Genomic DNA, 25,017 nt, shown 5'->3' with positions numbered 1-25,017 from the left:
TTTCGCCCCTTGCGGGACCGCAAGGCGTTGACGACCCCGTCACATCCGGGCAATTTTGCGCGAGCCGCAGGTGGACGGCCCCCGCCTTGCGACCCACAATTGGAGAACGGATATGGCTTGGAAAACGCTCGACGAGATGGATCTTGCGGGCAAGGTGGTGCTCGTGCGCGTCGATATCAACGTGCCGGTGGAAAACGGGGTGGTGACCGATGCGACGCGGATCGAGAAGATCGCGCCCACGGTCAAGGACATCCTCGCCAAGGGGGGCAAGCCGGTGCTGCTGGCGCATTTCGGCCGCCCGAAGGGCAAGCCGGTGCCGGAAATGAGCCTGCGCCCGCTGGTGCCGGAACTGGCCAAGGCGCTGGGCGTGCCGGTGAAATTCGCCGAAGACTGCATCGGCGGCCCGGCCAAGACCGCGGTCGCGGCGCTGGCCGCGGGCGAGGTGCTGCTGCTTGAAAACACCCGCTTCCATGCCGGTGAAGAAAAGAACGACCCGGAACTGAGCGCCGCGATGGCCGCGCTGGGCGAGGTCTATGTGAACGACGCCTTTTCGGCGGCGCACCGCGCGCATTCCTCGACCGAAGGCGTGGCGCATATCCTGCCCGCGGCGGCAGGGCGGCTGATGGCGGCCGAGCTGAAGGCGCTGGAAGCGGCTTTGGGCAATCCGGTGCGGCCGGTGACGGCGGTGGTGGGCGGGGCCAAGGTCTCGACCAAGCTCGACCTGCTGGGCAACCTTGTCACCAAGGTCGATCATCTGGTGATCGGCGGCGGCATGGCGAACACCTTCCTTGTCGCGCAGGGGATCGATGTGGGCAAGTCGCTGGCCGAACACGAGATGGCGGAAACCGCGCGCGAGATCCTGGAAAAGGCGGCTGCTGCGGGCTGTGCGATTCACCTGCCCGCCGATGTGGTGGTGGCGCGCGAGTTCAAGGCAGGCGCGGCAAACGAGGTCGTCGGCAATGCCGATTGCCCGGCCGATGCGATGATCCTCGATGCCGGGCCGAAATCGGTCGAGGAAATCGCCAAGGTGTTCGAAACCAGCAAGACGCTGATCTGGAACGGGCCGCTGGGCGCCTTTGAGATCGCGCCTTTTGACGCGGCGACGAATGCGGCGGCGCAGAAGGCGGCCGATCTGACCAAGGCGGGCAAGCTGGTGTCGGTTGCGGGCGGTGGCGACACCGTGGCGGCGCTGAACAAGGCCGGTGCAGCCGAGGATTTCAGCTATATCTCGACCGCGGGCGGGGCCTTCCTGGAATGGATGGAAGGCAAGGAACTGCCCGGCGTCGCGGCGCTGATGAAATAAGCCCGGGCTTCGGGAGAAGACGGAACGGGGTGCCCCGCGGCACCCCGTTTTTTCATGTCTGCCGCGGCTGTTAGCGGAACCGGAATTGCATCGATAGCCACAAGGGTTTAACCGGGGGCTGCAATTGCAAAAGTCACTGCCCGGGATGGCCCGGGCCCAGGATCGGGGGTCGAAGATGGCGAAGACGATGATGGAACACATGCGCAAGGGCGAGGGCTTCATTGCCGCGCTTGACCAGTCGGGCGGCTCGACGCCGAAGGCGCTGCGGCTCTATGGCATCACCGAAGACGCCTATTCGAACGAAGCCGAGATGTATGACCTGATCCATGCGATGCGGGCGCGGATCATCAAGTCGGGCGCCTTTACCGGCGACAAGGTGGTGGGCGCGATCCTGTTCGAACAGACGATGGACCGCGATATCGACGGCATCCCGACCGCCACCTATCTGTGGGAAAAGCGCGGGGTCGTGCCCTTCCTGAAGATCGACAAGGGTCTGGAAGAGGAAAAGAACGGCTGCCAGATGCTGAAACCGATGCCGACGCTGGATGCGCTTCTGGAGCGTGCCGCCGAGGCCGGGATTTTCGGCACCAAGGAGCGGTCGGTGATTTCGGCCGCCGATCCGATGGGCATTGCCGCGGTGGTGAAGCAGCAGTTCGAAGTGGGCGAGCAGGTTCTGGGCGCGGGCATGGTGCCGATCCTGGAACCCGAGGTGACGATCTCGATCGCCGACAAGATCGAGGCCGAGGCGCTGCTGCGCGATGCGCTGCTGGCCGGGCTGGAGACCGTCTCCTCGCCCGTCATGCTGAAGCTGAGCCTGCCGACGGTGGACAATTTCTATCTGCCGCTCGTCCAGCATCCGAATGTGATCAAGGTCGTGGCGCTCTCGGGCGGCTATGCGCGCGCCGATGCGAATGCGATTCTCGCCCGCAACACGGGCATGATCGCCTCGTTCAGCCGCGCGCTGACCGAGGGGCTGACCGCGCAGATGACCGATGCCGAATTCGACGCCGCGCTGGGCGAGGCGATCGACAGCATCTACCGCGCCTCGATCGCCGGTTGATTGGGCGCGGGCTGATCTGCGCTGACACGATCTTGCGGGCCCCCATCGGGGGCCCGTTTGTTTGCGCCCCTTTTCACGCCGCGGCCTTTGTGGCATGGTTGCGAAAGCGCCCGGCAGAGGCGGCAGGAAAGGCAGAGCATGAATTTCCCGAAAGGCCCGCGGGTCGTTCCCTTCGTCTTCTATTCCGCAGCCACCGTGCTGGGGCTGAACTTCGCCTTTGCCGCGATGCAGGGGCCGAACGGCATCTTTCACCGCGTCCAGGTCGATGCCGAGATCGAGCGGCTGACGGTCGAACGCGACAAGCTGCAGGCCGAAAAGGCGCGGATGGCGAATCTGACGCATCGGCTCTCGGATGATTATCTCGACCTTGATCTGCTCGATGAACGCGCGCGCGAGGTGCTGGGCACGCTGCGCGGCGATGAAATCGTGATCCGTTAAGCGATCTTAAAGCCTGTTTTCGCGCCCGCACGCCCTCGTGCGGGCGTTTTGCTTGCGCGCGATTGCATCTTTTCGTCGCATGCTGTAGGGAATGGTTTAACGTTGAACTATCACGACCTGGGAGGCTGTCCGATGGCGACACGCAAGACCCCCGAGACCGCGGCGCAAGCGCGCCCCAATGTCTCGAAGGAAGAATTGCTCACATATTACCGTGACATGCTGATGATCCGCCGGTTCGAGGAAAAGGCGGGTCAGCTTTACGGCATGGGCCTGATCGGCGGCTTCTGCCACCTTTACATCGGGCAGGAAGCGGTGGTCGTGGGGCTGGAGGCCGCGACGAAGCCGGGCGACAAGCGCATCACCTCGTATCGCGATCACGGCCACATGCTGGCTTGCGGCATGGACCCCAAGGGGGTGATGGCCGAACTGACCGGGCGCGAGGGCGGCTTGTCGAAGGGCAAGGGCGGCTCGATGCACATGTTCTCGAAGGAAAAGCATTTCTACGGCGGGCATGGAATCGTTGGCGCGCAGGTGCCCTTGGGCGCGGGGCTGGCCTTCGCCGACAAATATCTGGGCAATGACAATGTGACCTTCGCCTATTTCGGCGACGGCGCGGCGAACCAGGGCCAGGTCTACGAGACCTTCAACATGGCGGCTTTGTGGAAGCTGCCGGTGATTTTCGTCATCGAAAACAACCAATATGCGATGGGGACGGCGCAGAAACGCTCGACCTCGACGCCCGATATCTACACCCGCGGCGAGGCCTTCGGCATTCCGGGCGAGATCGTCGATGGCATGGATGTGCTCGCCGTGAAGGCGGCGTCGGAAAAGGCGGTCGCGCATTGCCGCTCGGGCGCGGGGCCGTTCATTCTGGAGGTGAAGACCTATCGCTACCGCGGCCATTCGATGTCGGACCCGGCGAAATACCGCAGCCGCGAGGAAGTGCAGAAGATGCGCGACGAACGCGATGCGATTGAAAACGTGCGGGAATTGCTGATTTCCTCGGGTCAGGCGACGGATGAGGACCTCAAGGCCATCGACCGCGAGATCAAGGCGATCGTGAACGAGGCGGCGGAGTTTGCCAAGGAAAGCCCCGAACCCGCCCTGACCGAGCTTTGGACCGATATTTACGCCTGAGGAGAGAGAACGATGGCAATTGACGTGTTGATGCCCGCGCTGTCTCCGACGATGGAAGAGGGCCGGCTTTCGAAATGGCTGGTGAAGGCGGGGGATGTGGTCAAATCGGGCCAGATCCTGGCCGAGATCGAGACCGACAAGGCGACGATGGAATTCGAGGCGGTGGACGAGGGCACGGTGGTTGAACTGCTGGTGGCCGAGGGCACTTCGGGGGTGAAGGTGAACGCGCCGATCCTGCGGCTTTCGGGCGAGGGTGTGGAAGCGGCGCCTGCACCGAAGGCGGCGCCGGTTGTTGCGGCCCCTGCCCCGGTTGTGGCGCCCCCCGTCGCGGCGGCGCCGGTGGTGTCGAAAGCCTCGGCCGATTGGCCGGAAGGCACGGCGATGAAGACGATGTCGGTGCGCGAGGCGTTGCGCGAAGCGATGGCCGAAGAGATGCGGGCCGATCAGACCGTCTTTCTGATGGGCGAGGAAGTCGGCGAATATCAGGGCGCTTACAAGGTGTCCCAAGGGCTGCTGGATGAATTCGGCGCGGCACGGGTGATCGACACGCCGATCACCGAGCATGGCTTCACCGGGATTGCGGTCGGCGCCGCCTTTGGCGGGCTGAAACCGATTGTCGAGTTCATGACCTTCAACTTCGCCATGCAGGCGATCGACCAGATCATCAACTCGGCGGCGAAGACGCTTTACATGTCGGGCGGTCAGCTGGGTTGTCCGATCGTGTTCCGCGGGGCGAACGGGGCTGCGGCGCGCGTTGCGGCCCAGCACAGCCAGGATTATGCCGCCTGGTATGCGCAGATCCCGGGTCTGAAAGTGGTGATGCCCTATTCGGCGGCCGATGCGAAGGGCTTGCTCAAATCCGCGATCCGCGATCCGAACCCGGTGATTTTCCTTGAGAATGAAATCCTTTACGGGCGCTCCTTCGAGGTGCCGGTGCTTGACGATTTCACCGTGCCTTTCGGCAAGGCCCGGATCTGGCGCGAGGGGACGGATGTGACGCTGGTCAGTTTCGGCATCGGCATGGCCCATGCGCTGGAGGCCGCCGACAAGCTGGCGGCCGAGGGCATCAGTGCCGAGGTGATCGATCTGCGCACCTTGCGCCCGCTTGATTACGACACGGTTCTGGCCTCGGTGATGAAGACGAACCGCTGCGTCACGGTCGAGGAAGGCTGGCCCGTTGGCAGCATCGGCAACCATCTCTCGGCGGTGATCATGGAGCGCGCCTTCGATTATCTCGATGCGCCGGTGATCAACTGCACGGGCAAGGACGTGCCGATGCCCTATGCGGCGAACCTTGAGAAACTGGCGCTGGTGACCTCGGACGAGGTTGTCGCGGCGGTGAAACGTGTCTGCTATCGGTGAGGGAAAGATGGCTGTGGAAATCCTGATGCCCGCGCTGTCGCCGACGATGGAGGAAGGCACGCTGGCAAAATGGCTGGTCAAGGAAGGCGATGCGGTCAAATCGGGCCAGATCATCGCCGAGATCGAGACCGACAAGGCGGTGATGGAATTCGAGGCGGTCGATGAAGGCGTGATCGGCAAGCTTCTGGTGGCAGAGGGCACGGCGGGGGTGAAGGTGAATGCCGCCATCGCCGTGCTGATCGAGGAAGGCGGCAGCGCCGAAGTTGCACCCGCGCCGAAAGCCGCGGCCCCTGCCCCGGTTGCAGCGCCCGCGCTGGCGGCGCCCGCGGCGCCGGTCGTGCCGAAGGCGGCGGGCGCGCGGATCTTCGCTTCGCCGCTCGCGCGGCGGATCGCGGCGGACAAGGGGCTGGATCTGGCGGCGATTTCAGGCTCGGGTCCGCATGGGCGGATCGTCAAGGCCGATGTTGAAGGCGCGGTGGCGAAACCCGCCCCTGTTGCGGCTGCGGCCCCGGTCGCTGTCACTTCCCCTGCCCCGGCACCCGTCTCGGCCGCGACGGTTGCGAAGCTTTACGAGGGCCGCGCCTATACCGAGATCCCGCTCGATGGCATGCGCCGGGTGATTGCGGCGCGGCTGACCGAGGCGAAACAGACGATCCCGCATTTCTATCTGCGCCGCGAGGTGCGTCTGGATGCGCTGCTGCGCTTCCGCGAGGAGCTGAACCGGCAACTCTCGGCGCGCGGGGTCAAGCTTTCGGTGAATGACTTCATCATCAAGGCTTCGGCGCTTGCCTTGCAGGCGGTGCCGGCGGCGAATGCGGTCTGGGCCGGGGATCGGGTGCTGCAGATGCAGGCCTCGGATGTGGCGGTGGCCGTCGCGGTCGAGGGGGGGCTCTTCACCCCGGTGCTGCAGGATGCCGAGGCAAAATCGCTGAGCCAGCTGTCGGCGCAGATGAAGGATCTGGCGAAACGCGCGCGCGATCGGAAACTCGCGCCGCACGAATACCAAGGCGGCTCGTTCGCGATCTCAAATCTGGGGATGATGGGGATCGAAAGCTTCGATGCGGTGATCAACCCGCCGCATGGCGCGATTCTGGCCGTGGGCGCGGGGGTGAAGAAGCCGGTCGTTTCGGCCTCGGGCACGATTGAGGTGGCGACGATGATGGCGCTGACGCTCTCGGTCGATCACCGGGTGATCGATGGCGCGCTAGGGGCGGAGCTTCTGGCCGCGATCGTGTCCAATCTGGAAAACCCGATGGCGATGCTGGCCTGAGCTTTGCGAAATCCGCGACATGGCGGCAGGGGAAACCCTGCCGCCTTTGCGTTTCAGGGGGTGGCCCAGAAAACCCGGGTCAGGTGATAAAAGATCGGCGCGGCAAAGATCACGCTGTCGAGCCGGTCCAGAAACCCGCCATGCGGTGCGATCAGATGGCCCCAGTCGCGCACGCCCTTATCGCGCTTGATCGCCGTCATCACCAGATCGCCACAGAACCCCATCAGCGCGAGGGGGAGGCTCATCCCCATCGCCTGCAGCTGGGAAAACGGGGTAAGCCAGCTCAAGGCGCCCCCGACCAGAACCGCCGCCAGAATGCCGCCGACCGTCCCCTCCCAGCTCTTCGAGGCCGAGAGCGACGGCGCGACAAGCCGCCGTCCGATGCCGCGGCTGATGGCGAATTGCGCAATGTCCGAGGTCTGCACCACCAGGACAAGAAAGGCGATCAGAAGCAGGTTGCGCCCCTCAAACCCCGGGATCGGCAGCCAGAGCAGCGCCGGAATGTAACTGACGCAATAGATGCAGATCATCACCGCCCATTGCGTCTCGGCCACCCGGGCCAGGAACTGCTCGGGCCGCCCCTGCAGTGCCGAGATGACCGGCAGCAAAAGAAAGACATGCACAGGAACGAACAGGGCGGCAAGGCTTTGCCACCCGGCCGCGACGAACAGATATTGCAACGGCAGAACCAGAAAGAAACTTGCCGCCAAAGTCCAGTGATCGGCGATGCTCTTTGTCGTCAATGTCAGAAATTCCCGAAGTGCCGAAAACGACACCAGCAGGAACAGCCCGATCACCCCCGCCTTGCCCGCCAGAAGCGCCAGGGCCATCAGCACGGCAAAGGCCCACCAGGCGGCGATCCGGGCATTCATCGTCTCGATCAGCGGATGCGATCCGTCAGGCGCGATCGCCTCGCGCAGCAGCTGGCCCAGGAGCGTTGCCAGAACGAGGATGGCTCCAAGGCCGAACAGCGCAGGCGCAAGGCTGGTCATCGTGCCGCCCCCAATTCCGCCAGCGCCGCCGCCGCGCGGATCAGGAAACGCTCCTTCGGCTCATCGGGCGCGATGCGGATCGGCGCGCCGAAGGTAACGGTGCAGATCAGCGGCACCGGGATCACCTTGCCGCGCGGCATCACATGGTTCAGGTTCGAGATCCAGACCGGGATCAGATCCACCCCGGGGCGTTGCCGCGCCAGATGAAAGAGCCCCGATTTGAACGGCAAGAGCGCCGCCTCCGAAGTATTCCGCCGCCCCTCGGGAAACAGGATCAGGGCCGATCCCGCATCGAGCGCCGAGGTCATCTGCGTCACCGGATCTTCGGTCCGCGCCTCGGGGCGGCGGTCGATCAGCACGGCGCGGAACACGTCGCGCCCGGCAAAGGCGCGCAGCGGCGAGGCCAACCAGTAATCCAGCGCCGCCACCGGCCGGGTGCGGCGGCGCAGCACCGGCGGCAGCACCGTCCAGATCAGCACGAAATCCGCATTCGAGGTATGGTTGGAATAATAGACCCGCGGCCCATGCCGTGGCTCCGATCCCGCCCAGATCGCGCGGGGCGCGGTCAGGATGCGGGCGAACAGCGAAATCGCGTCGCCCGCCAGCCTGGTGACGATCCGGTAGGGCAGCGCCTTGATCCGCGTCAGCCCCGCCATGCCCGGTTCAGCCCTGGCAGTCGCAGCCGCGCAATTGCTGATCCATGTTGACCGAGGGCTGCGCACAGCCCGCCTCGCCGACGATCTTCGCGGGCACCCCGGCCACGGTCTTGCAGCGCGGCACATCGGCCAGCACCACCGAGCCCGCCGCAATCCGCGAATTGTCGCCGACATGGATATTGCCCAGCACCTTCGCGCCCGCCCCGATCAGCACGCCATTGCCGATCTTCGGATGGCGGTCCTGCTCTTCCTTGCCGGTGCCGCCCAGCGTCACCGAATGCAGCATCGAGACATTGTCGCCCACCACCGCGGTTTCACCGATCACGATCGAATGGGCGTGGTCGATCATCACCCCGCGCCCGATCCGCGCCGCCGGATGGATGTCGACGCCGAACGCCTCCGAGGTGCGCATCTGCACGAAATAGGCCATGTCCTTGCGCCCCTGCCGCCACAGCCAATGCGCGATGCGATAGCTTTGCAGCGCCTGATAGCCCTTGAAGAACAGGATCGGCTGCAAGAACCGGTGGCAGGCCGGGTCGCGGTCATGCACCGCCACCAGATCCGCCCGCGCCGCCGCCCCCAGACCGGGGTCGGACCCATAGGCGTCATCGGCGATCTCGCGCAGCAATTGCTCGCTCATCTCGCCCGAGGCGAGTTTGAGCGAAAACCGGTAAGCCAGCGCCTTTTCCATCGTCGCATGGTGCAAAAGCCCGGCATGGATGAGGGCGCCCAGCAGGGGTTCCTGCCCCACGGCGTCATGCGCCTCCTCACAGATCCGCATCCATACCGGATCGATGGCAGCGACCTTGGCACGGATTTTGGACATGGCTCTCTCCTTGACTTTGGGTCAGCCTAGCACAGGCTGCCTCTCTCAGATAGAGCCGTTCAGCGGCGCTGCAAAGCCCCCGCGCGCGCCATATCCGCACCGCCGCGATCACCTCGGCCAGGGCGTCGATCTCGGCCCGGTCCGGGCGCAAACCCCGCCGCCCCGCTTCGCGCAAGGCCCGCCCCATCAGCGAGCCGTTGCCCCAAAGCGGATGCGCCCGCGCCAGCCGCTTACGGTAAAGATCGGCCCAATGCGCCTCGCGCAACCATTGTGCCAGCCGCGCCGGACGCTCGGGGGCGGCCACCGAGGCCAGAGCCCGCGCCGCGATCAGAAGATCGTCGATCAGGATCGGCCGCACACCTCAGGCCCCCACGGTGATCCGCGCCGCCAGCCCCGGACCGTAAACGTCGGACACCTGCGCCACCTCCAGCGTGAAGGCCCCGGCAATGCCGTCCGCCGCCTGCAGCGCCGCCGGATAGCTCCAGCTTGCCGCGCCCACCGTCACTTCGCGCTTCACCGTCGTCCCCTCCAGCACCCGGACCAGATAGAGCTCGGTCGTCTCGCCCAAAGGCACCTCATAGCCCTGCCAGCTGTCGCCATCGATCCGTGTCCGGCGCAGCCAGCGAAAGTCCCAGCCGGTCGCCCCCGGCGTGGCGCGTAGATGGCACGGGCTGAAGGGCCGCAGCCCCGCCCCCGCAAAGGCCTCGATCCGGTGCAGGAAGGACGGATCGTCATAAGACCGCGCCGCCGAGCCGATCCGGTAATGCCGCGCCAGCCCGCGGGCGGAGGCGGGCAGCAAGATCTGCTCGGGCGCGCCATCGAGCGCCACCACCACGCTGCCCTCGGGCCAGACCTCGGGCATCAGCGCATCGGTGCCCAGCTGCCCGCGCAGCCGCAGCGAAATCTCCCAGACCTTGCCCTCGACCAGCGCCGCTTCGACGAATTGAAACACCTCCCACTTGTCCGAGCTGCCATCGCCAATCGCCATCGCATTCGCGCCGTTGAGCACCCGAAGCGCCGTCGCCGACTCGAGCGCCCCGCTGGCCAGCTTCACCCGCAGGGCCGCGCCCCGGTCCCAGACCCCGGGCGGCGCCCGAAACAACGGCGTCAGCGTCTGCCCGATCACCGCCCGCGTGCCAAGCGTCGCGTTCAGCGCATAGCCCGCATCCTCGTCCGAGGACCAGACCGCCACCGTCCCCGGCCAGGGCGTCGCCGTCACCGCCAGATGCGGCGCCACCGGATTCTCGTCGCCCTTCATCAGCGGCAGATCCAGAAAGACCGCGCGCACCGGCACCGGCGCCGCAAAGGGGCGCAGGCTCGCCGGGTCCTCGACCTCGTCGGCGGGCGCATAGATCCCGGCCTCGACCCGCACCGCCTCGACCTGCAGCAGCCCCGCCTGCTCGACCCGGTCGATCCGGTAGCGCCGCTTGCCCTCGGGCAGATCCAGCCGCACCACATCGCCCGTGCCCAGATGCGCCCGCGACGGCGGCAGCGCAAACCGCGCCGTATCGCGCGCCACCCGCGCCTCGGCCAGCCAGCGCCCGACAATCCCCTGCGCCTGCGCCCGGGTCAGCGCCAGCGGCAATTCCGATCCCGCCGCCGCCCCCGCCACCGCATCAGGAAAGACCGCCTCGACCGCCCCCACCTCAAAATCGCCCTCCGCCTCGACATAGGCCAGTCGCACGCGGCCCGCAATCTCGGCCTCGGCCGCCCGCACCGTCTCGACGACCGCCTCGCCCTCGCCCAGCGCCAGATCCGCCGCGGCCAGATCGGCATCCACCCGCCCGTCGCGCATCCGAAACAACAACTTGCCGTCGCGTTCCAGCGCCTCAAAGCCATAGGCCAGCATCAGCGCCTGCAGCCCCGCCCGTCCGGTCTGATCGCCCGGCATCGTATAGCCGCGCACCAGCCCGTAAAGCCCGCTCACGTCGATCTCGGTGATCCCGGCCGCGCCGCAGATCTCGGCCACCACGCTCGCCAGCGGCTGCGCCACCGCACGGCCCGAAATCCAGTGCCCGCGCGCGTAATTCTCGCCATCCGACCACAAGGCGGTGTTAAGCGGAAATTGCGGCCAAGGCCGGGCATCCCAGGCCCAGACATGCGCCCGGCTCATGTCCAGCATCGGCCCGCCATAGACCGCCGAGACCGGGTTTCTCGTCGCCTCCCCCCAGTAACTTGTCATCGCGCGCAGATATTGCATCTGGATCAGCTCGTCGCGCCGCCCGCCGGAATGATGCGGCAGGCCCGATTCCGAGCTTTTCGGGTCCAGAAACTTGTTGGGCTGGTTCGTGCCCTTGTCGATCGCCGCACAGCCCATTTCGGTGAAGCAGATCGGCTTCGACTGCGGCACCCAGGCCGTCGCCACCTCGGACCGCACCCCGCCCACCCGCTCGTGATGGTCGTTCAGCCACCAGCTGCGCAGATCCTTGGCCCGCCAGATCCAGGGCTCACCGTGCGCGCCATCGGTGATCGGCGTGCGGATCTGCGCTGCGCGATGTTCGGGCGCGGCATAATACCAGTCATAATATTCGCCGCCCTCGATATTGGCGCGCAGGTAATCAAGCGCATAGATCGAGCCCCAGCCCGCATCGGCGTGTTCCTCGCCGTCGCGCCAATCCGACAGCGGCAGGTAATTGTCGATGCCGATGAAGTCGATGTTTTCATCCGCCCAAAGCGGGTCCAGATGAAAGAACCGGTCGCCATTGCCGGGCGCATAGCCCCAATATTCCGACCAGTCGGCGGCATAGCCGATCTTGCAGCCGGGCCCGAGGATCGCCTTGACCTCTGCCGCCAGCTGGCGGAACGCCGCCACCGCCGGAAAGCTGTTGCCCGGGCCGCGGATCTGCGTCAGCGCCACCATCTCGGTGCCGATGCAGAACGCGTCAACGCCCCCCGCCAGTTTGCACAGATGCGCATAATGCAGGATGAAGCGGCGCATCGACCATTCCTCGGGGCCGGAATAGACGACCTGCCCGCCCGAAATCGCGAAATCCCCCGGCTCTGCCGCGCCAAAGAACCCCGCCACCTGCGCCTCTGCCAGCGCCGTCCCGTCCGGGCTGCCCGCCCGCCCCGGCGCCACCGAAAGCGTGATCCGCCCCCGCCAGGGCAGCGCGGGCTGCCCGGTCGCGTCGCTCCAGGGGTCGGGCAGGCCGTTGCCCGCCAGCTGCTCCATCAGGATAAACGGGTAAAAGGTCACCGCCTTGCCCGCCGCCCGCAGCGCGCCGATCGCCTCGATCACCGCCGCATCCGCAGGCGTGCCGCCATAGACCGACCGTCCCGAGAGCCGCGGCACCTCCTCGGCACTCGCCCGCTCCAGCCCCGCCACCCGCCAGGGCATGTTCACCCCCTCCTCCTGCCGCGAGGCCACCTTGGGCTTCACATCGCAAGCCCCGCAGCGCAGATCATCGCCGAACCAGCTCACCACCAGCGACACCGCGCCGCAATTGGGCAGCTCCTCGTCCAACCGCTGCAGCGCGGCGACCAGATCGGTCTGCCCGCCGGGCGCAGCCTGGTTCGCCACCCCCTGCGTCGCGGTGATCCCGGTCCCGGTGCCGACATAGACCGGCGTCGTCGCCAGCGCATATTCCCCCGTCCCCGGGATCAGCGCCACCGCCCGCAGCCCCCGCGTCAGATCGGGCTCGGCCTCCGCCAGCGCGCCCTGCGCCGCGCGCACCACCTCAAAGGTGAACTGCGGCACCCGGTTGCCATAGGGGGCCAGCTGCAGATCCTCGATCACCACATAGGCGATGCCGCGATAGGCCGGCGCCTCCTCCGCCCCCTCTACCGCCGCAATCTTCGGATCGGGCAGCTGATCCTCGCCCCCCCGGTAAACCCGCATGTTCAGGCTTGAGACCTCGATCTCGGTCCCATCCGCCCAGACCCGGCCCACACGCAGGATCTCTCCCTCACACAAGGCCAGCGCCAGGCTCAGCGAATAGCTGTAGCGCGTCACCGTCGCCCGCGGCGCGCCCTTGCCGCTTTTCTCCACCTGGGCGGTTTCAAAAAACCGCGTCGCCCAGATCACCTGCCCCGCGACCCGCATCCGCCCCCACAGCCGCCCAACCGCCTCGCCCTCGGCCGCACTCGTCAGCCGCAGCCGGTCAACCCGCCCGGTCTCGACACTTTGCGAACCAGACCCCAGAAGCCGCTGGTCGATCACCCGCCCCAGCGTCGCCCCCACGGCCCGCCCGATCACCGCCCCCGACAGGCCAAGGATCGTGCCGCCAAAGCCGCCCCCAATCGCGGCCCCCGCCGCCGAAAGCAGTATCGTCGCCATTCACCTGACCCCTTCCGGAAATTGAAACCGCGCCACGATCCGCCGCGCCCAGGGCTCGGACAGCGGGCTTTCGACCACGCCATGCCCCGCATAGGCATGCACGAAACTCGCCCCGGCGCCGATCTCGGCGGCAATGCCCAGATGTTTCGCCACCGATCCCGTGCGCATCCGAAACAGCAGCACCTCGCCCGGGCTCTCGGGCCCCGAGCCGGTGGGCAAGGCCACCAGATGCCGTGCCGCCGCCCGCCACAGCACTTCCTCGCGCGCGGGCTCCGACCAATCGGCCGTATAGGGCGGCACCAGCTCCGGCTCGGCGCCATAAAGCGTCCGCCAGACCCCGCGCAACAGGCCCAGACAATCCGTCCCCGCCCCCTGAACCGAGAGCTGATGCCGGTAAGGCGTGCCAATCCAGTCCCGCGCGATCGCCACCGCCCGCAGCCCAAGCGCGCTCATTGGAACAGGCTCCCGCCGTCATTGGTGCCGCTCTGCACCGGATAGGACACCAGCCAGTCTTCCCCGGGAATATGCGGAAACCCCCGAAAATTCAGGAAATTGTCGAATTTCAGCCGACAGGTCTCGGCGCGCTTGTCACAGCCGGGCTCAAGGCGCACCCGATCCCCCACGACCGGATCGGCGCCCAGCCGCTGCCACAGCTCGATGATCCGCGATCCATCCGCCTGCAGCCGGTCGTTCTTCACCACGCCCACCAGCCCCACCGCCGCGCCCTCCAGCACCACAAGCCGCCCCTTCTCGAACCAGCGATCCTCGAACCCCGCGCCCTCGTCGATGCGCAAGACCACCGCCTCCTCGACCGCGCCCAGCACCGCCTCCAGCACATAGCCGTCCTTCGTCAGATCGAACCGGCATGTGCCATCGCCCAGCACTGCGGCGCAGCGCGGGTGATAGATCCGCCCCTGCTCCAGCCCCAAGGCCGCGGTCAGCCCGCGCAACTCGGCGGTGAACGCCCCGGCACCGCGCGAGACCTCGCCCAGATGGCCGCGAAAGATCACCGCCCGCATCCCCGGCTCGGCCCAGTTCACCAGCCAGACCGTGACCCCGGCGCCGTCATAGCGCCCGGCCAGAATATCGGCCTCGGTGATCGCCTCGGAACTCAGCGCGCCGTAGCTCTCGGTATTGTCGACCGAAAGCCCGGTGCCCTGCTGCACCGCCCTCGCCGTCATCCCGCTGCCCGGCTCGAAGGCGATCCCCTCGAAGCGCAGCACCCGGTCATGATCGGTGAAGCCCAGCACCCGCCCGTCGGTCCGCGCCAAGGCCCAGGCCCGCGCCAGCGTCGTCACCCCCTGCGCAAGATGCGCCTTCAACTCCTCAGGATAGGCCATCAGATCCGCACCTCCACCACCGGCACCTGCGGCAGATCCCCCGCCTGAAACGACTGCACCGAAACCGCGATCCGGTCGGTATCAAACCGCACCGGCACGTCGAATTCGAACCCCGCCGTCACGTTGCGCGGCGTCGTGGTGATCACCTGCTGCGGATGCCGCCCCAGCCGCAGCGCGAATTGCAGCATGTCCCAGGTCTCCTCGGCCTTTTTCCATTTCGCCAGCTCGTCGACCCAGGCGGCGTCGAACTGCGGCCCCCGCAGCGCCTCGGGCTCCTGCGCCGAATAGGCCTGCGCCGTCGCCCCGTTCGCCCAGACCAGCCGCCGCTTCGTCGCCTCCCACTCCGGGCGCCGATCGGGCGGAGAGCAGGCCAGAATCCCGCTCTCGCCAAAGATCATCACATCGCGCACCTGATCGAAGGTCTCGCCCACCAGCGCCACCCGATGCGCGGGCCCGGCATCGGCCGGACCCGCCCCCTCGACCTGCATCCGCACCCATTCCGCCCCGGCCCGGGTCTTGCCCGCGCCGCGCCCGCCCATGATCACCCAGCTTTTCCACGCCCCCACCGGGGGCAGCTGATGCGGCAACGCCCAGAATTCGAAGATCCAGGGCAGCGCCAGAAGCGCATTGTCGCCCAGCCCCTCCAGAAAGGCGTCAACCTCCTGCGGCGTCGCGCAGGCAAGCCAGGCGGCGCCCGATCTCAGCCCGGGCAGAATCGAGGTCAAGCTCGCGTCCGGCCCCGACACCGGCAACTTGTCTGCGAAGTTTTTCAACACGCGCCCTTTCTTCCATCACCATCTGGAATGCCGTGCGAAGGTCCTTGACCGCCTGCGCGGCGGCCTTGGCCTCCTTCACCTCGCCCTGGCGAACCCCTTTCATCGCCAAAGCTAGTTCCCCGGCAATGTCCCGATAAAGCTCCTCCGTCTCCTCCAGCAAATCCACCGGAGGAGCGTCCCCACCCTTGAACCCCATATCCATGTTTTGCGTGACCCGCCTCTCATGCCTGTCCGCACGAGCGAAATGAAAAAAGCGCAAACGGTTTCCCGTTGCGCTTACCCACCTCTCCTAGCATGCCAAATTACTACCTTAGGGCGTTCGAAAAGTCAAGTACTAAATTCTCGGTTGCGCCCGCTGAAAAACAAAAACCCCGGACAGTGCCGGGGTTTTCCTTCAGTTTCCGTCACTTGCGACCGGCTTTTGGGTCTTTTCGATCTCCCGCCAGCGCGCGACGTTCCGGTTATGCTCGGTGATCGTCTCGGCAAAGGCATGCCCGCCGGTGCCATCCGCCACGAAATACAGGTATTTCGTCGAATCAGGGTTCAGCGCCGCGCGGATCGCCTCTGCCCCCGGGTTGCAGATCGGCCCCGGCGGCAGCCCGTCGATGACATAGGTGTTATAGGGCGTCTCACGCCGCAACTCCGATTGCCGCAAACCGCGCCCCAGCACGCCCTGCCCCTTGGTCACGCCATAGATCACCGCCGGATCGGTCTGCAGCCGCATCCCCTGCGCCAGCCGGTTGACGAAGACACTCGCCACCCTGGCGCGCTCCGCGGCGACGCCGGTTTCCTTTTCGACAAGCGAGGCCATCACCAGCGCCTCCTCGGGCGTCTTGTAGGGCAGCCCCGGCGCCCGCGCCGCCCAAGCCTCGGCCAGAACCGCCTTTTGCCGCTCGGTCATCTCGGCGATCAGATCCGCCCGCTTCGCGCCGCGCTTCATCTCGTAGCTGTCGGGCGAAAGGCTCCCCTCGGGCGGCAGCTTCGCCACCTCGCCAGTCAGGAAATCGGCCGATTTCAGCGCCTCGACCACCTGCCAGCTGGTCACGCCCTCGGCCAGCGTCACCCGCAGCCGCACATCCGACTGCGCCGCCTGCCCGGCAAAGCCCTCCGGCGCCGGCTCCAGCTTCGGATCGAATTTCGCCACCTCGACATAATCGCCCACCGCCGGGTCCAGCGCGCGCAGGATCATCTGCCGGCCATTCACCCCGATGCGGTAATTCAGCTCGGTGCCGCAGCTCGACGGCCCGCCCGCGGTGATCTGATCGACAATCCCCGCCATCGAGGCCCCCGGCGCGATCAGATAGGACCCCACCTTCAGCCTGCCCGACTTCTTTTCGTAATCGGCCCCGGCGCGAAAGATATAAGCCGATGAAATCGCGCCCTTTTCCTTCAGCGTTTCCGACACGTCGCGAAACTTCGCGCCGGGTTCGACGCGCAGACACATCCCCGCCGCCAGCGGGCCGGGCCCGTCATACTGACGCTTCGCCCAGGTCACCACCCCCCCCAACACAACCATCAGAACAATCAACAAGGTCAGGAAGTTGGAGACGATGTTGCGCCACATCATCCGCGCACCTTGCCCAGGATCAGCGCCGCATTGGTGCCGCCAAAGCCGAAGCTGTTCGACATCGCCACGTCGATCTTGCGCTTCACCGCCGCCTTCGGCGCCAGGTCGATCTGCGCCTCCACCGCCGGGTTGTCCAGGTTCAGCGTCGGCGGCGCCACCTGATCGCGGATCGCCAGAATGCAGAAGATCGCCTCGACCGCGCCCGCCGCGCCCAGCAAATGCCCGATCGCCGATTTCGTCGAGGACATCGTCGCCTTCGAGGCCGCCTCGCCCAGCAGCCGCTCGACCGCGCCCAGCTCGATCGTGTCAGCCATGGTCGAGGTACCATGCGCGTTGATATAGTCGATCTCGCCCGGATCGATCCCCGCCCGCTTCACCGCCGCCGTCATCGCCCGGAAACCGCCATCGCCATCCTCCGACGGCGCGGTGATGTGATAGGCGTCGCCCGACATGCCATAGCCCAGCACCTCGGCATAGATCTTCGCGCCACGCGCTTTCGCGTGTTCGTATTCCTCAAGCACGACACAACCCGCGCCCTCGCCCATGACAAAGCCGTCGCGGTCCGCATCCCAAGGCCGCGAGGCCCCTTTCGGATCGTCGGCGCGCTTGGTCGAGAGCGCCTTGCAGGCGTTGAACCCGGCAATGCCGATCTCGCAAATCGGGCTTTCGGCGCCCCCCGCCACCATCACATCGGCATCGCCAAGCGCAATCAGCCGCGCCGCATCGCCAATCGCATGGGCGCCGGTCGCACAGGCCGTCACCACCGCATGGTTCGGCCCCTTGAAGCCGAAGCGGATCGACACCTGCCCCGAGACCAGGTTGATCAGCGCCGCCGGGATGAAGAACGGGCTGACGCGCTTGGGCCCCTTCTCCTTGATCAGCACCGCGGTTTCGGCAATCGTCTGCAGCCCGCCGATGCCCGAGCCGATCATCACGCCGGTGCGGCACCGGGCTTCCTCGTCCTCGGGCTCCCAGCCCGCATCCTTCACCGCCTGCACCGCGGCGGCGACGCCGTACAGGATGAACTCGTCGACCTTGCGTTGCTCTTTCGGCTCCATCCACTGATCGGGATTGAAGGTGCCGTCGCTGCCATCGCCGCGCGGCACTTCGCAGGCGTATTTCGTCACCACATTGGCGGCGTCAAAGCGCGTGATCGGCCCCGCCCCCGACTGACCAGCCAGAAGCCGCGACCAGGTTTCCTCGACCCCGCAAGCCAGCGGCGTGACCAGACCCAGACCCGTGACGACAACCCGACGCATCGCAAACCCCTCTCGCGTTTCGTTAAGCGCTTCTACACGGGCCGCAAAAGCCGTGCAACGTCATGCGCCGCCGCAGGCGTCACTTCGCCTGCGCCCGTTCACATCAAAGGCTCGGGATAGTCGGCCAGCACCTCATACTCCGCCCCCTCGCGCGTCAGATGCGACCGGATCAGCACAAAACCGCCCACCCGCCACAGCGGTAAAACCACATCGCCGCGGCTCTGCAGCAGATGCCCCAGCCGCGCCGCCTGGGTCTCGCCCAGCCCCGCGTTGAACCGCGCAATCGTCACATGCGGCCGAAACCGGCGCCGCTCCAGCTCCAGCCCCGCCCGCCGCACCGCCTGCGCCAGCTTCGCCTGCAAGGCCTCCAGCTCCGGGCTTGGCCGCAGATTCAGCGCCAGAACCCGGCCGCGCTCGCCGCTTGCGATCACGTCAAGCCCCGCCAGCGTCACCTCGAAGGGCGCGAAGCGCAGCGCCGACAGCGCCTCGTGCAGCCGCTCCAGATCCGGCAGATCGACCTCGCCCAGATAGACCAGCGTCAGATGCAGCGCCTCCTCGGGCACCGGGCGCCCGCAGCCCAGCTCCGCCTGCAGCGCCGCCACCGCGCCCCAAAGCGCCTCGGGCAGCAAGATCCCGACAAACACCCGCATCGCGCCCCTCCAAATGCAAACGACGCCCCAAAGGGCGCCGTTCGTCAAGCCGGAAAGCTTGCAAGCCTCAGGCGGCTTCGGTGATGAACTTCACCGCATCGCCAAAGGTCTGGATGGTTTCCGCCGCATCATCCGGGATTTCGATGCCGAATTCTTCTTCGAAAGCCATCACCAGTTCCACGGTGTCAAGGCTGTCGGCGCCAAGATCGTCGATGAACGAGGCGGTCTCGGTGACCTTGTCCTCTTCCACGCCCAGATGCTCCACGACGATCTTTTTCACGCGATCTGCGATGTCGCTCATGTTTCTTCCTCGTTTAGGGGGCCGAAACCCATCCTGTCAGTGCTCGTTCGAGCGGCTTCAACACCGGTTTGCCGGGGCTGCCGCGAGCCGAGGCGAACCCCCCGCTCGTCCCCGCCGCTCATATCACAGTCAAACCGCAAGGCAAGCCGTTTTGCTTTCGCCCCTGCCCTTGCGGCAGGGGCAACTCGTCACACCAGCGGCCTCAGATCATCGCCATGCCGCCGTTGACGCTCAGCGTCGTGCCGGTGACATAGCCCGCCTCGGGCGAGGCCAAATAGAGAACAGCGGCGGCGATTTCCTCGGCCGCGCCCATGCGCCCGGCGGGGATCTGCGTCAGGATCTTCGCCTTCTGCTCATCGTTCAGCTTGTCGGTCATCGCCGTGGCGATGAATCCGGGCGCGACGCAGTTGACCGTGATGCCGCGGCTTGCCACCTCATAGGCCAGCGATTTCGACATGCCGGTCAGCCCCGCCTTGGCGGCGGCATAATTGCCCTGCCCCGGGTTGCCGGTCTGGCCGACGACCGAGGTGATATTGACGATCCGCCCCCAGCGCGCCTTCATCATGCCGCGCAGCACCCCGCGCATCAGCCGGAACGACGCGGTCAGGTTGACATCGATCACGCTCGCCCATTCCTCGTCCGACATCCGCATGAACAGGTTATCCCGGGTAATCCCGGCGTTGTTCACAAGGATATCCACAGAGCCCATCGCCTCAAGGGCCGCCTTCGGCAGCGCCTCGACCGAGGCCGGGTCCGAGAGGTTGGCGGGGCAGACAAAGGCCCGCTCGCCCAGTTCCGCCGCCAGCTTCTCCAGCGGCTCGACCCGCGTCCCCGACAGCGCCACCTTGGCCCCGGCCGCATAAAGCGCCTTTGCCACCTCGCCGCCAATGCCGCCCGAAGCGCCGGTCACCAGCGCCGATTTTCCAGTCAGATCAAACATCTGCAAGCCCTTCCTGCGATGGCATTCATCTTGCCATAAATATCCTGCGGGGTGAGGCGGGTGCTTTGAAGCCTTCCAGTGGAAGGCTTCCCCGCCGAACGGGGGCGCAAAGCCCCCAGCGTCCTCAGCCTTTCAGCGCCGCCACATCCTCGGGCGTGCCGACAGCCTTCTGCACCGTGTCCTTGGCGATGCGCTTGATCATGCCCGACAGCGCCTTGCCCGCGCCGATCTCGCAAAAATCGCTCACGCCCTGGCCCACCATCCACAGCACCGACTCGCGCCAGCGCACCGATCCGGTGACCTGCTCCACCAGCAGCTGACGAATGGTCTCGGGGTCGCAGACCGCCTCGGCGCGCACGTTTGCCACCACCGGCACGACAGGCGCGCAGACCGTCACCGCCGTCAGGGCCTCGGCCATCCGGTCGGCGGCAGGCTGCATCAGCGCGCAATGGAAGGGGGCAGAGACCGGCAGCATCACCGCCCGTTTCGCGCCCTTGCCCTTGGCAATCTCGACCGCGCGCTCGACCGCCGCCTTGTGGCCCGACACCACGACCTGCGCCGGATCATTGTCATTCGCCGCCTGACAGACCTCGCCCTGCGCCGCCTCCGCCGCAACCTCGGCCGCGGTGGCGAAATCCAGCCCCAACAGCGCCGCCATCGCCCCCACGCCCACCGGCACCGCCGATTGCATCGCCTCCCCGCGGATGCGCAACAGCCGCGCCGTATCGGCCAGGCTCAAGGCCCCCGCCGCACAGAGCGCCGAATATTCCCCAAGGCTGTGCCCGGCGACAAAGGCCGCCTGCCCCACCTCGATGCCTTCCGATTTCAGCGCCGCAACGGCGGCCAGCGAGGTCGCCATCAGCGCCGGTTGCGCATTCGCCGTCAGCGTCAGCCGCTCGATCTCGCCCTCCCAGATCAGCGCGCTCAGCTTTTCGCCCAAAGCCGCGTCGACCTCGTCGAAGACCGCCTTCGCCGCCGGATAGGCCTCGGCCAAGGCCTTGCCCATCCCGATCGTCTGCGCCCCCTGACCGGGGAACACCCATGCCACGCTCATGCCCGCCTCCTTGACAAATCTGGCCTTCTCTAACTTGACGCAGCGTCCGGAGCAACCGGAAGCGCCGGGGGCTTCGCGCCCCCGGACCCCCGCGGCGTATTTGAACCAAGAAAAAGCGCCGGGTTTTTCCTTGGCTCAAATACGCAAAGAGTCGCAGTCGCATCGCAGCAAAAGAAAAGGGCGCCCAGGGGCGCCCTTTCCCGAACCATCCCGCCAATCAGCAGGAATAGTACATCTGATATTCCACCGGGTGGGGGGTGTGCTCGTAAGCATACACTTCCTGCCACTTCAGCGCCATGTAGCCTTCCAGTTGGTCCTTGGTGAAGACATCACCGGCCAGCAGGAAGTCGTGATCCTTCTCGAGCTCGGTCAGCGCCTCGCGCAGCGAGCCGCAGACGGTCGGGATCGCGGCCAGTTCTTCCGGCGGCAGATCGTAAAGATCCTTGTCCGAGGCCGGACCCGGGTCGATCTTGTTCTTGATGCCGTCCAGACCCGCCATCAGCAGCGCGGCGAAGGCCAGATAGGGGTTCGCCGAGGGATCGGGGAAGCGGGCTTCGACGCGTTTGGCTTTCGGGCTCTCGGTCCACGGAATACGGACGCAGCCCGAACGGTTGCGGGCCGAATAGGCGCGCAGCACCGGAGCCTCGAAGCCCGGGATCAGACGCTTGTAGCTGTTGGTGCCCGGGTTGGTCAGCGCGTTCAGCGCCTTGGCATGTTTCAGGATGCCGCCGATGAAGTAGAGCGCTTCTTGCGACAGATCCGCATATTTGTCCCCGGCAAAGAGCGGCTTCCCGTCTTTCCAGATCGACATGTTGACGTGCATCCCCGAGCCGTTGTCGCCCTTCATCGGCTTGGGCATGAAGGTCACGGTCTTGCCATAGGCATGCGCGACGTTGTGGATGACGTATTTGTATTTCAGGATGTTGTCGGCCTGTTCGGTGAGACCGCCGAAGATCAGCCCGAGTTCGTGCTGGCAGGTCGCCACTTCGTGGTGGTGCTTGTCGACCTTCATGCCCATGCGCTTCATCGTCGAGAGCATCTCGCCGCGCAGGTCCTGGGCTTCATCGACCGGGTTCACCGGGAAGTAGCCGCCCTTGTGGCCGGCGCGGTGGGCGAGGTTGCCCATCTCGACTTCGGCATCGGTGTTCCAGGCCGCCGCTTCGGCGTCGATCTGATAGGAGACCTTGGCCGGGGTGACCGAGTAGCGCACGTCGTCGAAGATGAAGAATTCGGCTTCCGGCCCGAAATAGGCGGTGTCACCGATGCCCGAGGCTTTCAGGTAAGCTTCCGCCTTCAGCGCGGTGCCGCGCGGGTCGCGCGAATAGGCCTCGCCGGTGTCCGGCTCGACCACGTTGCAATGCACGCACATGGTCTTTTCGGCATAGAAGGGGTCGATATAGACCGAGGAGGCGTCCGGGATCAGTTTCATGTCCGACTGATCGATCGACTTCCAGCCCGCGATCGACGAGCCGTCGAACATGAAGCCTTCCTCGAAGAAGTCTTCGTCGACGAGATCGACGACCAGCGTCACGTGTTGCAGCTTGCCAAGCGGGTCGCAGAAGCGGATGTCGACATATTCGACCTCCTCCGCCTTCATCAGATCAAGAGCCTTTTTGACTGCGCTCATTTGCAAATTACCCTTTCGTTGAGCATGGGGTGCCGGGCCATCGCCCGAAATCCGGAAGTCTCAGACCGCGTCCTCGCCGGTCTCGCCGGTGCGGATGCGGATCGCCTGTTCGATGGAGGAGACGAAAATCTTCCCGTCCCCGATCTTTTCGGTGCGGGCGGCGCCGACGATGGCCTCGATGGCGATATCGACCATCTCGTCGGGCAGCACCATCTCGATCTTCACCTTGGGCAGGAAGTCGACAACATATTCGGCCCCGCGATAAAGCTCGGTATGGCCCTTCTGCCGCCCGAACCCCTTCACCTCGATCACGCTCAGCCCTTGAATTCCGGCCTCCTGAAGCGCTTCCTTCACTTCATCGAGCTTGAACGGCTTGATGATCGCCTCGACCTTCTTCATGCCGACTCCCCCTTTCGATCTTGCGCCCTCGTCTCACCACTTTCCACGCCGCCCCGCAATCGGCTAGCTTTTGGCGCAGGCGTCGCGCCCGGGGATTCCCGGGACGGCGATGATGATTTGGGCAGCTGGCACATTTATTGTGCGGAATGTAAACTTTTTAGGCGGCAAATGACGGAAATCCTGACGAGTGATGAAATGCGCAGCCTTGAGAGAGCTGCCATTGCCTCCGGCCGCGCCAGCGGGCTTGCGCTGATGGAACGCGCGGGCGCCGCGGTGGTCGAGGCGATCACCGAGGCCTGGCCCGCCTTCCGCCTGCCCGCCGAGGGGATGCGCCATGCGGTGATCCTGTGCGGGCCGGGCAACAATGGCGGCGACGGCTTCGTGGTGGCGCGGCTGCTGCGTCGGCGCGGCTGGAAGGTGACGCTGTATCTTTACGGCGAGCCCGAGCGCCTGCCCCCCGACGCCCGCGCCAATCACGACCGCTGGCGGCGCATCGGCACGATTGCCCCCCTGCCCGCCGCCCCCGATTTCAGCGGCGCCGATCTGGTCGTCGATGCGCTGTTCGGCCTTGGCCTGACGCGGCCGCTGACCGGTTTCGGGCCGATCTTCGCCGCGCTGGCCAGCGCGGGGCGGCCGGTGCTGGCGATCGACCTGCCCTCGGGGCGCGATGCCGATGCGCGCGCCGATGCCGCGGGCTGGCCCGCGGCGCCCTGTTCGCTGGCCGTCACCTTCCACCGCGAAAAGCCGCTGCATGCGCAGCTGCGCGCCGAGGGCATCGGCGTCATCGTCAAACCGATCGGCCTTTAGGCGGATCTTCACGCTTTTCTCACCTTCCCGTGCCAGGGTTGGAAAAAACGACCGCGCCGGAGGGGCCATGTTCCGCCAGATCACCTTGACCGAGGAGATGCGTTCCCGCCTCGCCAAATCGCCTGCGGCGCATAAATACGATCACGGCCACGCGCTGGTTCTGGCCGGCAGCCCGGGCAAGGGCGGCGCCGCCCGTCTGGCCGCGCGGGCCGCGCTGCGGGTCGGGGCGGGGCTGGTGACGCTCGCCTGCCCGCAGATCAGCCTGGCCGAGAATGCGGCGCAGCTGACTGCGATCATGCTGACCGCCCTGCCCGATGCCTATTCCCTGCGCGGCCATTTTCAGGACCCGCGGCTGAATGCGCTGTGCCTCGGCCCGGGCCTGGGCCTGCCGCGGGCGCTTGAAATGGTGCCCGCCGCGCTCTGGCTGCGCCGTCCCACCGTGCTTGATGCCGATGCGCTGACCGCCTTCACCGCCGACCCTGCCCCGCTGTTCAACGCGATGCACGATCAGGTGGTGATCACCCCGCATCTGGGCGAATTCCGCCGCCTCTTTCCCGATCTTGCCCAGGCTCTGGAGGACGCCACCCTGCCGCAGGTCGAGGCCGCCCGTCAGGCCGCGGCGCGGATCAATTGCACGGTGCTGCTGAAAGGCCCCGAAACCGCGATCGCCCAGCCCTCGGGCGAAGCGGCGCTGCACAGCGCCACCGGCGCCCGCGCCGCGCCCTGGCTGGCCACCGCCGGATCGGGCGACGTGCTGGCGGGGATCATCACCGGGCTGATGGCGCGCGGGCTGGGCCCGTTCGAGGCCGCCTGCACCGGCGCCTGGCTGCATGTCGAAGCCGCGCTGAGCTTCGGCCCCGGCCTGATCGCCGAGGACCTGCCCGAAGAACTGCCCAAGGTCTTTCGCGCGCTGAACCTCTGACCCGCAGCCTGCCCCCGCGACAGGGCGTATTTGAGCCAGGAAAAGAGCTGCGCGA

General features: G+C 66.4%; 25 protein-coding genes. 8 read left to right on the top strand and 17 right to left on the bottom strand.

Annotated elements, in window-relative coordinates:
- Positions 1-112 precede the first annotated feature (112 nt).
- The 6 genes from AC4PTB_RS07905 to AC4PTB_RS07880 all read left to right on the top strand — a co-directional run bounded on the left by AC4PTB_RS07905 (position 113) and on the right by AC4PTB_RS07880 (position 6,570).
- Positions 113-1,303, top strand: coding sequence for a phosphoglycerate kinase (locus AC4PTB_RS07905; protein ID WP_492192465.1), 1,191 nt, complete (start codon positions 113-115; stop codon positions 1,301-1,303).
- A 175-nt stretch (positions 1,304-1,478) separates the two neighbouring features.
- Positions 1,479-2,363, top strand: a complete 885-nt coding sequence (locus AC4PTB_RS07900) for a fructose bisphosphate aldolase (protein WP_492192464.1) — start codon at positions 1,479-1,481, stop codon at positions 2,361-2,363.
- Between the two features lie 138 nt (positions 2,364-2,501).
- On the top strand, positions 2,502-2,801 hold the full coding sequence (locus AC4PTB_RS07895; protein ID WP_492192463.1) for an FtsB family cell division protein: 300 nt from the start codon (positions 2,502-2,504) through the stop codon (positions 2,799-2,801).
- A gap of 132 nt (positions 2,802-2,933) precedes the next feature.
- A complete protein-coding gene (gene pdhA / locus AC4PTB_RS07890; protein WP_492192462.1) occupies positions 2,934-3,938 on the top strand; it encodes a pyruvate dehydrogenase (acetyl-transferring) E1 component subunit alpha in 1,005 nt (334 codons plus the stop codon).
- Positions 3,939-3,950: 12 nt separating this feature from the next.
- Positions 3,951-5,300, top strand: a complete 1,350-nt coding sequence (locus AC4PTB_RS07885) for a pyruvate dehydrogenase complex E1 component subunit beta (protein ID WP_492192461.1) — start codon at positions 3,951-3,953, stop codon at positions 5,298-5,300.
- A 7-nt stretch (positions 5,301-5,307) separates the two neighbouring features.
- Complete coding sequence (locus AC4PTB_RS07880; RefSeq protein WP_492192460.1) at positions 5,308-6,570, top strand: pyruvate dehydrogenase complex dihydrolipoamide acetyltransferase; 1,263 nt, start codon at positions 5,308-5,310, stop codon at positions 6,568-6,570.
- 53 nt (positions 6,571-6,623) lie between these two features.
- Here the strand turns inward: AC4PTB_RS07880 and AC4PTB_RS07875 are convergent, their stop codons facing one another.
- The 17 genes from AC4PTB_RS07875 to AC4PTB_RS07795 all read right to left on the bottom strand — a co-directional run bounded on the left by AC4PTB_RS07875 (position 6,624) and on the right by AC4PTB_RS07795 (position 23,233).
- Positions 6,624-7,562, bottom strand: coding sequence for a phosphatidate cytidylyltransferase (locus tag AC4PTB_RS07875; protein WP_492192459.1), 939 nt, complete (start codon positions 7,560-7,562; stop codon positions 6,624-6,626).
- Entirely contained in the window at positions 7,559-8,218 is a 660-nt protein-coding gene (locus tag AC4PTB_RS07870) for a lysophospholipid acyltransferase family protein (RefSeq protein ID WP_492192458.1), read from the bottom strand. Before AC4PTB_RS07870 ends, AC4PTB_RS07875 begins: the two co-directional genes overlap by 4 nt.
- Positions 8,219-8,225: 7 nt before the next feature.
- Positions 8,226-9,044: a serine O-acetyltransferase gene (gene cysE / locus AC4PTB_RS07865; RefSeq protein WP_492192457.1), complete on the bottom strand. Its 819-nt coding sequence runs from the start codon at positions 9,042-9,044 to the stop codon at positions 8,226-8,228.
- Positions 8,986-9,402, bottom strand: coding sequence for a DUF7742 family protein (locus AC4PTB_RS07860; RefSeq protein ID WP_492192456.1), 417 nt, complete (start codon positions 9,400-9,402; stop codon positions 8,986-8,988). Before AC4PTB_RS07860 ends, cysE begins: the two co-directional genes overlap by 59 nt.
- A gap of 3 nt (positions 9,403-9,405) precedes the next feature.
- Positions 9,406-13,320, bottom strand: coding sequence for a baseplate multidomain protein megatron (locus AC4PTB_RS07855; protein WP_492192455.1), 3,915 nt, complete (start codon positions 13,318-13,320; stop codon positions 9,406-9,408).
- Entirely contained in the window at positions 13,321-13,773 is a 453-nt protein-coding gene (locus tag AC4PTB_RS07850; RefSeq protein ID WP_492192454.1) for a C40 family peptidase, read from the bottom strand.
- On the bottom strand, positions 13,770-14,660 hold the full coding sequence (locus tag AC4PTB_RS07845) for a phage/gene transfer agent baseplate hub protein (RefSeq protein ID WP_492192453.1): 891 nt from the start codon (positions 14,658-14,660) through the stop codon (positions 13,770-13,772). Before AC4PTB_RS07845 ends, AC4PTB_RS07850 begins: the two co-directional genes overlap by 4 nt.
- On the bottom strand, positions 14,660-15,385 hold the full coding sequence (locus tag AC4PTB_RS07840; protein WP_492192452.1) for a terminase large subunit domain-containing protein: 726 nt from the start codon (positions 15,383-15,385) through the stop codon (positions 14,660-14,662). The genes AC4PTB_RS07845 and AC4PTB_RS07840 overlap by 1 nt, the downstream gene beginning before the upstream one ends.
- The gene (locus tag AC4PTB_RS07835) at positions 15,315-15,638 is read right to left on the bottom strand and encodes a hypothetical protein (protein ID WP_492192451.1); all 324 of its coding nucleotides are present in this window, start codon (positions 15,636-15,638) and stop codon (positions 15,315-15,317) included. The genes AC4PTB_RS07840 and AC4PTB_RS07835 overlap by 71 nt, the downstream gene beginning before the upstream one ends.
- Before the next feature lie 192 nt (positions 15,639-15,830).
- A complete protein-coding gene (mltG, locus tag AC4PTB_RS07830; RefSeq protein ID WP_492192603.1) occupies positions 15,831-17,000 on the bottom strand; it encodes an endolytic transglycosylase MltG in 1,170 nt (389 codons plus the stop codon).
- Entirely contained in the window at positions 17,000-18,262 is a 1,263-nt protein-coding gene (fabF, locus tag AC4PTB_RS07825) for a beta-ketoacyl-ACP synthase II (protein ID WP_492192450.1), read from the bottom strand. Before fabF ends, mltG begins: the two co-directional genes overlap by 1 nt.
- A gap of 98 nt (positions 18,263-18,360) precedes the next feature.
- Positions 18,361-18,912 carry an RNA 2',3'-cyclic phosphodiesterase gene (gene thpR, locus AC4PTB_RS07820; RefSeq protein WP_492192449.1) on the bottom strand — a complete coding sequence of 184 codons (552 nt, stop codon included), beginning with the start codon at positions 18,910-18,912 and terminating at the stop codon, positions 18,361-18,363.
- A gap of 67 nt (positions 18,913-18,979) precedes the next feature.
- Positions 18,980-19,213: an acyl carrier protein gene (locus AC4PTB_RS07815; protein ID WP_013067402.1), complete on the bottom strand. Its 234-nt coding sequence runs from the start codon at positions 19,211-19,213 to the stop codon at positions 18,980-18,982.
- Between the two features lie 202 nt (positions 19,214-19,415).
- Complete coding sequence (gene fabG, locus AC4PTB_RS07810) at positions 19,416-20,153, bottom strand: 3-oxoacyl-ACP reductase FabG (RefSeq protein ID WP_492192448.1); 738 nt, start codon at positions 20,151-20,153, stop codon at positions 19,416-19,418.
- Positions 20,154-20,277: 124 nt separating this feature from the next.
- A complete protein-coding gene (fabD, locus tag AC4PTB_RS07805; protein ID WP_492192447.1) occupies positions 20,278-21,207 on the bottom strand; it encodes an ACP S-malonyltransferase in 930 nt (309 codons plus the stop codon).
- 217 nt (positions 21,208-21,424) lie between these two features.
- Positions 21,425-22,834 (bottom strand): type I glutamate--ammonia ligase, encoded by a 1,410-nt coding sequence (gene glnA, locus AC4PTB_RS07800; RefSeq protein ID WP_492192446.1) that lies wholly within the window; start codon positions 22,832-22,834, stop codon positions 21,425-21,427.
- Between the two features lie 60 nt (positions 22,835-22,894).
- The gene (locus tag AC4PTB_RS07795; protein WP_013067397.1) at positions 22,895-23,233 is read right to left on the bottom strand and encodes a P-II family nitrogen regulator; all 339 of its coding nucleotides are present in this window, start codon (positions 23,231-23,233) and stop codon (positions 22,895-22,897) included.
- A 195-nt stretch (positions 23,234-23,428) separates the two neighbouring features.
- On the opposite strand from AC4PTB_RS07795, the gene AC4PTB_RS07790 reads away from it, so the two are divergent.
- Positions 23,429-24,040, top strand: a complete 612-nt coding sequence (locus AC4PTB_RS07790) for an NAD(P)H-hydrate epimerase (protein ID WP_492192445.1) — start codon at positions 23,429-23,431, stop codon at positions 24,038-24,040.
- A gap of 67 nt (positions 24,041-24,107) precedes the next feature.
- Positions 24,108-24,962, top strand: a complete 855-nt coding sequence (locus tag AC4PTB_RS07785; protein WP_492192444.1) for an NAD(P)H-hydrate dehydratase — start codon at positions 24,108-24,110, stop codon at positions 24,960-24,962.
- Positions 24,963-25,017 lie beyond the last annotated feature (55 nt).

The sequence above is a fragment of the Rhodobacter sp. 4.3.4 genome (assembly GCF_058724655.1).
The sequence above is the reverse complement of the archived record's forward strand: the minus strand, read 5'-3'. Positions and strand labels throughout refer to the sequence as shown.